Source organism: Bacteroides sp. MSK.20.82, from assembly GCF_019052485.1.
Lineage (GTDB): Bacteria > Bacteroidota > Bacteroidia > Bacteroidales > Bacteroidaceae > Bacteroides > Bacteroides thetaiotaomicron.
On the sequence record NZ_JAHQUN010000124.1, the window covers coordinates 1 to 1,212 of the forward strand.

Annotated in this window: 1 protein-coding gene; it reads right to left on the reverse strand. The window is 38.1% G+C overall.

The window, feature by feature from the left end; translation table 11 throughout:
• On the reverse strand, positions 1 to 1,095 hold a 1,095-nt coding region (locus KTR07_RS28095), incomplete at its 3' end, for an IS4 family transposase (RefSeq protein ID WP_217315579.1).
• Between the last annotated feature and the right edge of the window lie 117 nt (positions 1,096 to 1,212).

Genomic DNA, 1,212 nt, shown 5'->3' on the forward strand with positions numbered 1-1,212 from the left:
AAAGAGGTCTCTCAGATGAGTCTTATCAGTCAATGAGATGCTCAGTATTTGTAACACTTCATATGTACTTCTGTCCAGTTGCATATCGTGTTGAATGATTGCCACCAAACAGTAAGCGCATATAGCAGCATATATCTGTATTCGAACAGCATTCTCTGTAGTTCCCCAAAATCTTTTGATTTTAAGGTGCTGCTTGAGCCATTTGAAAAACAGCTCTACCTGCCAGCGATTTTTATAAAGTTCAGCAACTTGAAGCGCAGATATATGCATCGCATTGGTTATGAATATAAATTCTCGTTCTTGTTCTTCATCCCAATATTTAACCAGCCTAAGTGGCTCTGGGTAATATTGTTTAGGATAGAATCCTGTCAGAAGTACACTCGCGTCTGAAAGCACATTCTTAGGCAGCCTACGTTTCCATTGGATGGATTTGTACCCGAGATTCTTTTTTGCTCTGACAACAAAGTAGGCTTCAATTTGATGAATTTTATACAGCATTTTGAAGTTGTTATAACCGCGGTCAAAGATGTAATAAGAGCTTGGTTCATAAGGAATTTCAATCATGACTTTAGAATCGTGTACGGATGCTTCCGTGATATGAAAGAATGCAGGAATCTGTGTTTCCACATCATATAATGTATGCACTTTGATACCACCTTTATTTTTGCGGAATTTTGCCCACCAAAAGACTGAAAGGCACAGGTCAATAGTTGTCGAATCGAAAGCATAAACGTTACCGCCAAGTTTGAAAATATGATTAGCACACTTTTGTCGTGCTTCGCTAACCAGGTAGTAAGCATATTCTTCAAAGATGTGATAGTCTCTATCTTGATTTGCTCTTGCCAGCGATGACTTTGATACATTTTTACCCATTCCTAAATGATAACATTTGGAATGATGAGCTTCAAGAGCAACTATCAAATCTCGCAGACTTTCACGATTAGAAAGTTGGCCAAACATCAAAGCAAGTAGTTGATTCCAGCAGGTGAAGTGCTTCACATATTTGTCGCCATCATACTTGGTGACTATGCGGTTAAACTTACTTCGATTCAGAAATGAAGCCAATTGAGCGAAAACGTATTTGTCTTGGAACATATGCCATCGGATTAATCTGATGCAAAGCTACAAATTCAAGTCCGTTCGCTCGGAGAATCGCTGTAACTAACTAAATTTCAAATATTTCAAAGAACTCTTTTAGATTTTAATGGGACA